This window comes from Mycolicibacter arupensis, from assembly GCF_002086515.1.
GTDB classification, from domain to species: domain Bacteria; phylum Actinomycetota; class Actinomycetes; order Mycobacteriales; family Mycobacteriaceae; genus Mycobacterium; species Mycobacterium arupense.
Genome location: NZ_MVHH01000049.1, coordinates 19,134 through 27,653 on the forward strand (window position 1 = coordinate 19,134; position 8,520 = coordinate 27,653).

General features: G+C 65.9%; 9 protein-coding genes. 7 read left to right on the forward strand and 2 right to left on the reverse strand.

Annotation, left to right across the window (positions count from 1 at the left end; genetic code table 11):
* Positions 1–46 precede the first annotated feature (46 nt).
* The 3 genes from BST15_RS17515 to BST15_RS17525 all read left to right on the forward strand — a co-directional run bounded on the left by BST15_RS17515 (position 47) and on the right by BST15_RS17525 (position 3,682).
* Positions 47–1,591 carry a multicopper oxidase family protein gene (locus tag BST15_RS17515; RefSeq protein ID WP_083071084.1) on the forward strand — a complete coding sequence of 515 codons (1,545 nt, stop codon included), beginning with the start codon at positions 47–49 and terminating at the stop codon, positions 1,589–1,591.
* A 421-nt stretch (positions 1,592–2,012) separates the two neighbouring features.
* Complete coding sequence (gene ricR, locus BST15_RS17520) at positions 2,013–2,303, forward strand: copper-sensing transcriptional repressor RicR (protein ID WP_046189986.1); 291 nt, start codon at positions 2,013–2,015, stop codon at positions 2,301–2,303.
* Between the two features lie 734 nt (positions 2,304–3,037).
* Positions 3,038–3,682 (forward strand): DUF5134 domain-containing protein, encoded by a 645-nt coding sequence (locus tag BST15_RS17525; protein WP_046189987.1) that lies wholly within the window; start codon positions 3,038–3,040, stop codon positions 3,680–3,682.
* A gap of 114 nt (positions 3,683–3,796) precedes the next feature.
* Here BST15_RS17525 and BST15_RS17530 read toward each other — a convergent pair whose 3' ends face one another.
* Positions 3,797–4,579, reverse strand: a complete 783-nt coding sequence (locus BST15_RS17530) for a DUF2182 domain-containing protein (RefSeq protein ID WP_046189988.1) — start codon at positions 4,577–4,579, stop codon at positions 3,797–3,799.
* Positions 4,576–5,022: a heavy metal-responsive transcriptional regulator gene (locus BST15_RS17535; protein WP_046190001.1), complete on the reverse strand. Its 447-nt coding sequence runs from the start codon at positions 5,020–5,022 to the stop codon at positions 4,576–4,578. The genes BST15_RS17530 and BST15_RS17535 overlap by 4 nt, the downstream gene beginning before the upstream one ends.
* A 138-nt stretch (positions 5,023–5,160) precedes the next feature.
* On the opposite strand from BST15_RS17535, the gene BST15_RS17540 reads away from it, so the two are divergent.
* From BST15_RS17540 to BST15_RS22410, 4 genes are all read left to right on the forward strand, one after another.
* Positions 5,161–5,451 (forward strand): DUF1490 family protein, encoded by a 291-nt coding sequence (locus BST15_RS17540; protein ID WP_046189989.1) that lies wholly within the window; start codon positions 5,161–5,163, stop codon positions 5,449–5,451.
* A 55-nt stretch (positions 5,452–5,506) separates the two neighbouring features.
* Positions 5,507–7,897: a copper-translocating P-type ATPase gene (locus BST15_RS17545; protein ID WP_109370812.1), complete on the forward strand. Its 2,391-nt coding sequence runs from the start codon at positions 5,507–5,509 to the stop codon at positions 7,895–7,897.
* Positions 7,898–7,995: 98 nt separating this feature from the next.
* Entirely contained in the window at positions 7,996–8,271 is a 276-nt protein-coding gene (locus tag BST15_RS17550; protein ID WP_474623352.1) for a hypothetical protein, read from the forward strand.
* Between the two features lie 25 nt (positions 8,272–8,296).
* Positions 8,297–8,520, forward strand: a 224-nt coding sequence (locus tag BST15_RS22410; RefSeq protein ID WP_207572056.1) for a hypothetical protein, incomplete at its 3' end; no start/stop codon positions are given.

An 8,520-nucleotide genomic window follows, 5' to 3' on the forward strand; every position in this document is an offset into this window, starting at 1 on the left:
TGTGTACCGGCGTGGGCCGATCAGCAATGGTAGGAGCCCTAACCGGATGGCGGGCACCAAGGACGAGGGAGTGGACGTGACCGGATCGACGTGGAATGACCTTCGGCTGGACCGGCGGAGGTTTGTCACCGCCTCGCTGGTCGGCGGAGCCGGATTGGTGCTAGCCGCCTGTGGCCGCTCGACGAACCCGGCCGCGGCCAACCTTGATGCGGCGATCGCCGCTGCCGAAGCGGCCCGCCCGCACACCGGACGTACCGTGACCGCCACGCTGACACCCCAACCGGCGACCATCGACCTCGGCGGCCGGCTCGCGCAGACCCTCGCCTACGGCGACACCCTCCCCGGCCCGCTGATCCGGGCCAATGTCGGCGACGAACTCGCTGTCACGGTCGCCAACCGGCTCGATCACCCCACCTCGGTGCACTGGCACGGCATTGCGCTGCGCAACGACATGGACGGCGCTACCCCCGCCTCCGCCAACATCGCGGCCGGCACCGATTTCACCTATCGGTTCTCGCTGCCCCATCCAGGCACCTACTGGGCGCACCCACACACCGGCCTGGACGCCGACACCGGCCTGTACTTTCCGGTGATTGTCGATGACCCCGCTGAGCCGGGCAACTACGACGCCGAATGGATCGTGGTCCTCGATGACTGGACCGACGGGATCGGCAAAAGCCCCCAACAGATCTACGACGACCTGCGCGGCGGGCATCAGATGCCCTCGATGGACACCATGCCCGGTATGCCCGGCATGCCTGGCATGCCCGCCGCGTCGAGCGCTCTTCTGGGTGGGGACGCCGGCGACGTCACCTACCCGCACTACCTGGTCAACGGGCTCATCCCCGCCGCACCGACTGTCTTCGACGCCAAACCTGGGCAGCGGATCCGGATCCGGTTCATCAACGCCGGCTCCGACACCGCCTTCCGGGTGGCGCTGGCCGGACATGCCATGACGGTCACACACACCGACGGGTATGCGGTCGTGCCCACCGAGGTCGACGCGCTGCTGCTCGGGATGGGGGAACGCTACGACGTCATCGTCACCGCCGGCGACGGCGTGTTCCCGTTGGTGGCGCTGGCCGAAGGCAAGAACGCGCTCGGACGGGCGCTGCTGTCCACGGGGGCCGGTCCGCCGCCCGGCGCTGATTTTCAGCCGCCCGAACTCAACGGCCGGGTCGGCACCGTCGACATGTTCACCGCCACCCCGGCCGCCGGGCTGGGGCCGGCGAACTCCGACATCGACCTCGCCATTGATCTGACCGGTTCGATGATGAAATATGACTGGGGCATCAACGGCAAGCCCTACCCCGACAACCCGCCGTTGATCATCAAGCAGGGGCAGCGGGCCACCCTGAGGTTCACCAACTCCACGGCGATGTGGCACCCCGTGCACGTGCACGGCCATACGTTCCAAATCATCAAACCCGATGGCAGCCTGGGGGCGCGCAAAGACACCGTCATCGTGTTGCCCCAGCAGAAACTCAGCGCCGTGCTGGTTGCCGACAACCCCGGCGACTGGATGATCCACTGCCACAACACCTACCACCAAGACGCCGGCATGATGACCAGCCTCAACTACACCAGCTAATGTCGTGCGACGAGTCGCACCCGATTCGAGCGCGCCGCTGCGACGTGACGGGCACCTAGGCGCGCTACCGTCGCGCAGTGCGCCGCCACGAACGCCTGACGGATGGGCCTGTCGAAGATCGTCGAGCACTGGCAACTCGCTGACCGCGCGCTACCCGCACAATGCTGGGATCACCGAGTATTGGCCGGGGGATCCCGCAGCAACCAAGGTAGAGGTAGGTGCCGGTGCGCCCATCTACAACTTGGTACCCCCATGGGGTAGGTACCATGGCTGTATGACGCTGGCCGATCCTTTGCGTTCCCGCGGTCTTGGCCTTGGCCTGGTCGCGCTGGAATGCCGTCGATGCTTGGTCGTCGGGGCGCTATCCCGATGACCAAACGTGGTCGAGATCGGTCCGACAATGAGAACGCCGGGAGGCTAGATGACAACCGCACACGGATATTCGGCACAGAAGGACAACTACGCCAAGCGGCTGCGCCGCATCGAAGGCCAGGTGCGCGGCATCGCCAAGATGATCGAAGACGACAAGTACTGCATCGATGTCCTCACCCAGATCAGCGCGGTCAACAGTGCCATGCGCTCGGTGGCGCTGAGCCTGCTCGATGAGCACCTCGAACACTGCGTGACCCGCGCTGTCGCCGAGGGCGGGGGCGAGGCCCAGGCGAAACTGACCGAAGCCTCCGCCGCCATCGCGCGGCTCGTGCGCTCCTGATCGCCACTGCGAGATCGGGCCGTAGCGACCGGTCTGGGCGTGACCGCATCCGGCCATTTGACGCCGCAGAAACCTTGACACGCATACCCTACCTGGGTATGGTTGAAGCTATGAACGAAACTAAAGAAGCCGAAGCCACTTGTTGCAAAGCCGGCACCTGCAATTGCGGTGACGCATCGTGCACCCAAGGCCCGGGCTGCCAGTGCGGCCATCCCTCCTGCACCTGCAACGACTGATCAACCAGCACCGCGACGATTCTTCCCCCTTGGCCTGGATTCGCTAGCCGCGACAGAAGGCCAAGGGGTGCGGTGCTGGCCGAGTTCTGGCGCTTGAGTGATCCAGGCAACTTAGTCGGCTGTTCGGTGGAATATGGGCGATGCCGATGTTCGACCTCCACCGCTGCTGAGTGCCGCGGACCACGAACTTGATCTGGGCGGCGACAATGCCGCGTTCGCCCAGCAGACGCACCGCCACATCACCACCGCCCTGGCAGGACCGAAGGCGGCCCATATTTTTTGGGAAACATTCACCCAACGGAGCTGTCGAATCGGGCGGGCCAGCCGCTCGGCGCGGAATCAGCAGCAGACGAACCGTAAGGCAGATTTGATGGACACCGCGCAGGGCGCAGGCCGGTACAGACTCACGAGACTGTCATGTCCCGGACCTAAACAAGCAGCACCTTCGCTAGTGCCGGCGCCACGCGGAGCGTTCGCCAGGTCACGACGTCCCGCTTCGTGATCGACGACCTCGCGCTGCGGTGGATCGTCACCGCCCTGTTCGCCGCTGGCATCGCTGGATACGCGTATATCATTGCCGCACAACCGATCCGATGGACATGCACTGCCAATCATCTGCTGCACCTGGCGATGTCGGCGGCCATGATTGTGATGGCCTGGCCCGCGGGCATGAGCCTGCCGACAGCCGCACCGATGGCCTTTTTCCTCCTTGCCGCGGTCTGGTTCGTGCTCGCGCCCGGCCGGGTGTCCTCCGGTATTGCTGACCGCCTGATCAACAGCTATCACGCTGTGAAGATGACGGCGATGGCGTGGATGTACGCGGTGATGAGCGGCAGACTCCCGGGCCAGATCTGCCACCCGTCTGATCACACCGTGGCTTCTTCGTCGGGCATGCACATGGCAGGCATGGACATGTCAAGACCCGAAACATCCTGCTCTGCTGCCGAACCCGCGTGGATCACCACGGTCAATACGTTCGCGTCTGTCGGATTCTCCGTCGCGGCACTGTATTGGCTGTACCGGTACCTCGACGAGCGCAGAACCGAACCGGTAGCGCGCAGTGCGCACCTAGCCCGCCTCGCTCCGTTATGCCAGGCATTCATGGCTGCCGGTGCCGCCATCATGTTCGGCGTGATGCTCTAGAGCTACACCCGGTTCACTCAACGCCGCCGCGGCGCCGTCCGTGGCATCCGCGACGACATCACCAGCCGCGTCCAACCCCTCATCACCGCTGTCTCGTTACAGGACTCAGTGCCACTAGATGAGGTGACTGACAAATGCTGGGTGCGCCAGCAACACAACACCAAGGACGATCAGCATGGCCGCTGTTACTCGGGTGAGCCGATTACCGAAAGGGGTTACTTTCTCCAGCCAGATCAGCACCGAGAGCGCCAGCATCCATGCCAGTTGCATGGTGCCCAGGGCGATGAGCAATACGAACAGCATCCAGCAGGAGCCGAGACAAAACATGCCGTAGCGGCCACCGGCACGAAACGCCCGGGCCAGACCGTCGCGATGCGTCCCCTGCGGCAGGGATAAGGACGTCGGCGCGTGACAGTGCCGCAGGCATCTCGCTTTGAGCGGGGTGAGCTGATACAGCCCGGCGGCCCCCGCCACGGCGCCGGCGAGCCGGCCGGCCCACGGATCGGCGTGTGCCAGTGGTTCATTGAGGCGGCTCCACGCCAGAAACGCGGGGATGCCCGCGACGCTCCACAGGGCCAGGTAAGCGGCGACAAAGACTACCGCCGGGGCGGCGCTGTCGCCGGTGGCGCGGGTATAGCGGCGCACAACGGGCAGGACCGCAGGAAGCATCATCGCCGCCATCATGGCCGCCCACGCGATGAGGAAAGCGGCGAACGACATCGGTGCCATCGACGCCATGGTGTCCATGTCCATGTCCATGTCCATGGACATTTCGCCGCCGCTCATGTCGCCCGCGGTGACCACGGTCCACCACCAGCTCACACCCGCCACACCCAGCAGGGCTGCCGGCAACCAGGTATCGGTCCATGACCGCCCACGCACTTCGCGGCCGCTCATTGTCTAGTCGCGGGGATGGTGGGGCTCGCGGCGGCGTCAGCGTCCAGGTTGCTTTCCAAAATCCAACACACCGTGGAATGGTCGTGCTCGGTGGGCGCGGCGTGCGATGCGTGGTCGAGAAGCGTCTGCAAGTGCCCTTCGAGGGCCACGAGTTCGGCGATCTGCGCACGGACCTGGTCGAGACGTGTGTTCAGGACCCGGCGGACATGCCCGCACGGCGCCTCGCCGCGGTCGTGGATCGCCAGGATTTGGCGCACCTTCTGCAAGGTCAGCCCGGCCGCTTGGCCCCGGTGGATGAACCGGATTCGCTCCACGAACTCGGGTCCATAGTCGCGGTACCCGGACGCCGTGCGTGCCGGCGGTGGTAGCAGCCCCGAGTCCTCGTAGAAGCGAATGGTTTTGGCGCTGGTGTTGCTGAGTTTCGCCAACTCACCGATCTGCATGTGACCCATCCTTGACCTTCCAGTGTAGTGGAAGGTCAAGGATGGGTTCGTGTCGCCACACAAGCGAGGCCGGCGCACAGCGAGAGCGTCAGGCAAGCCGTCGTGTGGCGGGGCAAACGAATGAAGGGACTGCGAGCAATGGCATGGCATGGATTCGTGGTGAAAGCGGCGCCCACGGTGGTGACCGGGGTGGTGGGGGTCGCGGCCTATGAGGCGGTGCGCACGGTGGTGGCGAAGGCGCCGCTGCGTCAGGCAACCGTCACCGTGACCGCGTGGGGCATCCGCGCTGCCCGCGAGGCGCAGCGCAAGGCCGAACACGGCGCTGAGCAGGCTCGGTTGACGGTCGCCGACGTCGTGGCCGAGGCACGAGAGCACGCCGGGGAGAACATCGAGCCGATGACGGATTCGGGCGACGACCATGACCGCTGACGTCCTCACCGCCGCCGACGCCACGCTGCAGGTCATGTCGGACGCATCAGGGCGGATGCGGGTGCACGTCAACGGTTTTCGTGTCGACGCTGTTCGGGCCGTCGCGATCGAGGACACCGTCGCCAAGGTCCCCGGTGTGCAGGCGGTGGAAGCCTATCCGCGTACGGCATCGGTGGTGATCTGGTACTCGCCGAAGCTCTGTGACACCGCGGCCATGCTGTCCGCGATCGCCGACGCGCAGGACATCCCTGCAGAATCGGTGCCCGCACGGGCCCCACATTCGGCTCATGTGCGCAAGACCGGTGTGGTGCGCAAGATTGCCGGCGGGATCGCCGTGGCGTTGTTAGGCATGCGCCGTCAGGTGACGGACGCTCCGCCAGACGTCGAGGATCGCATCGGCTGCGGTTCCGGGCCGGTCGCCGCGTGCGGCAAGCCGTCGTCAGGTGAGCTCAACAGGCGCGAGCGGCGCAAGTGGTTGCGGCGACTGTGGCTGGCGATGCCGTTGGCGCTACTGGCGTCTGCTTCGACGATGGTTTTTGGTGCTTATCCGTGGGCGGGCTGGCTGGCTTTCGCCGCCACGGTGCCGGTGCAATTCGTCGCCGGGTGGCCGTTTCTGGCCGGTGCGGTACAGCAAGCCCGGGCGAGAAGCGCGAACATGGACACACTGATCACACTGGGCACGCTGACCGCGTTCCTCTACTCCACCTATGAGCTGCTCGCCGGTGGCCCGCTGTTCTTCGAGACCTCGGCGCTGATCATCGCGTTCGTCGTGCTGGGCCGCTATTTCGAGGCCCGAGCCACCGGCAAGGCATCGGAGGCGATCAGCAAGCTGCTCGAGATGGGCGCCAAGGAAGCCTGCCTGCTCGTCGACGGCCAGGAGCTTCTGGTCCCGGTCGCTCAGGTCCGAGTCGGAGACCTGGTACGGGTACGGCCCGGGGAGAAGGTCCCGGTTGACGGTGAGATCACCGATGGGCGCGCCGCCGTCGATGAGTCGATGCTGACCGGCGAGTCCGTCCCGGTCGAGAAGACGGCAGGTGACCGTGTTGCCGGGGCCACCGTCAACATCGATGGGCTGCTGACCGTGCGCGCCACCGCCGTCGGGGCCGACACCGCCCTGGCGCAGATTGTGCGCCTGGTCGAGCAGGCCCAAGGCGGAAAGGCCCCGGTGCAACGGCTGGCTGACCGGGTCTCGTCGGTGTTCGTCCCGGCCGTCGTCGGTGTAGCTGCGGCAACGTTTGCCGGATGGACGCTGATCGCCGCCAACCCGATCGCCGGTATGACCGCCGCGGTCGCGGTGCTGATCATCGCGTGCCCGTGTGCCCTGGGCCTGGCCACGCCCACCGCGATCACGGTCGGCACCGGCCGCGGCGCCGACCTGGGAATCCTGGTCAAGGGCGGCGAGGTTCTGGAAGCGTCGAACAACATTGACACCGTGGTGTTCGACAAGACCGGCACCCTCACCTGCGCCCAGATGCGGCTCACCGATGTGATTGCCGGCCAGCGGCGCCAACCTAACCTGGTGCTGCGGATCGCCGCCGCGGTCGAGTCAGGCTCCGAACACCCCATCGGGGCGGCGATCGTCGCCGGTGCGCGCGAGCTGGGATTGCAGATTCCGGCCGCCACGAAATTCACCAACCTCGCCGGGCACGGGGTGCGGGCGCAGGTCGACGGCCGGACCGTGCTGGTCGGGCGGCGCAAACTGGTCGACGACGACGATTTGCTGCTGCCGGAGCACCTCGCTGCGGCGGCCGAGGAGCTCGAAGAGCAGGGCCGCACCGCGGTGTTCGTCGGCCGAGACGACCACGTTGTCGGTGTGCTCGCGGTGGCCGACACCGTCAAGGACGACGCCGTCGACGTGGTCGCTCAGCTGCACGCCATGGGGCTGCACGTCGCCATGATCACCGGCGACAACACCCGCACGGCCGCCGCGATCGCCCAGCAGGTCGGCATCGACGAAGTGCTCGCCGAGGTGCTGCCGCAGGACAAAGTCACCGAAATCCAGCGACTCCAGGACCAGGGCCGGGTAGTTGCGATGGTGGGCGACGGCGTCAACGACGCCCCCGCGCTGGTACAAGCCGATCTGGGTATCGCGATCGGAACCGGCACCGACGTCGCCATCGAAGCCTCCGACATCACACTGATGTCCGACCGACTCGACGGTGTCGTGCAGGCGATCCAGCTTTCGCGGCAAACCCTGCGCACCATCCATCAGAACCTTGGCTGGGCGTTCGGCTACAACACCGCCGCGATCCCCCTTGCCGCACTGGGCCTGCTCAACCCGGTCATCGCGGGCGCGGCGATGGGGTTGTCCTCGGTCAGCGTGGTGACCAATTCGCTGCGGCTACGCCGCTTCGGCCGCGACGCCCAACAGGGGCTCGCCCAGGACGCCCCAATTCCCCGTCGGCTGATGGGCAAACTCCCGCCACACGGTGCGCTCCACACATAGTGGACATCGCTGTAGCAGGACGGTGAACCCGTGAAGGACGTTGGTATGCCACGACATCGGCGCTCGTTCACCCCGGAGCGCTTGTCAAGGCCGCGCACCTGGTGATCGATGCACACCGGCGGGTTACCGAGGTAGCCCGCGAACTAGACATGGACACGAGCCTGCTGCAGACATGGGTGCGTGACGAGCGGTGGCGGATGTCCACCACCCGCGGCGCCGACGCCAGGATGCTGGATACCCGTGGTGGACAGCCGGTTTCGGTGCACCCGCTGGGGGAGCTGGTGTGGCTACGGACGACCGTTGCCCAGCACGCCAAAGAAATCGCGTTCTTAGAAGAAGCCTTGCGCAATTTGTGGCCACAGCATCGAAGGTGAGCCGGCTCGAGCCGATCGCCGCGGAGTGCACTTACCGGGACGCGACCCGGATGGCCGAGCTGCTCAGCAACTCGACTTTCAAGTCACCCAAGCGAACACGGGTTACCCCAGATCAAATGACCGGGCATCCGAACTCAGTCAGCAAATCTCCGGCGTGCTGGCAAATCCGTCGCAGCTATCGACCCTTCTTCCCATGATGGAGGCCGATTTTCTGTTCCACGTTCAGGTGCTTGTGTCGAACCTGCCCCA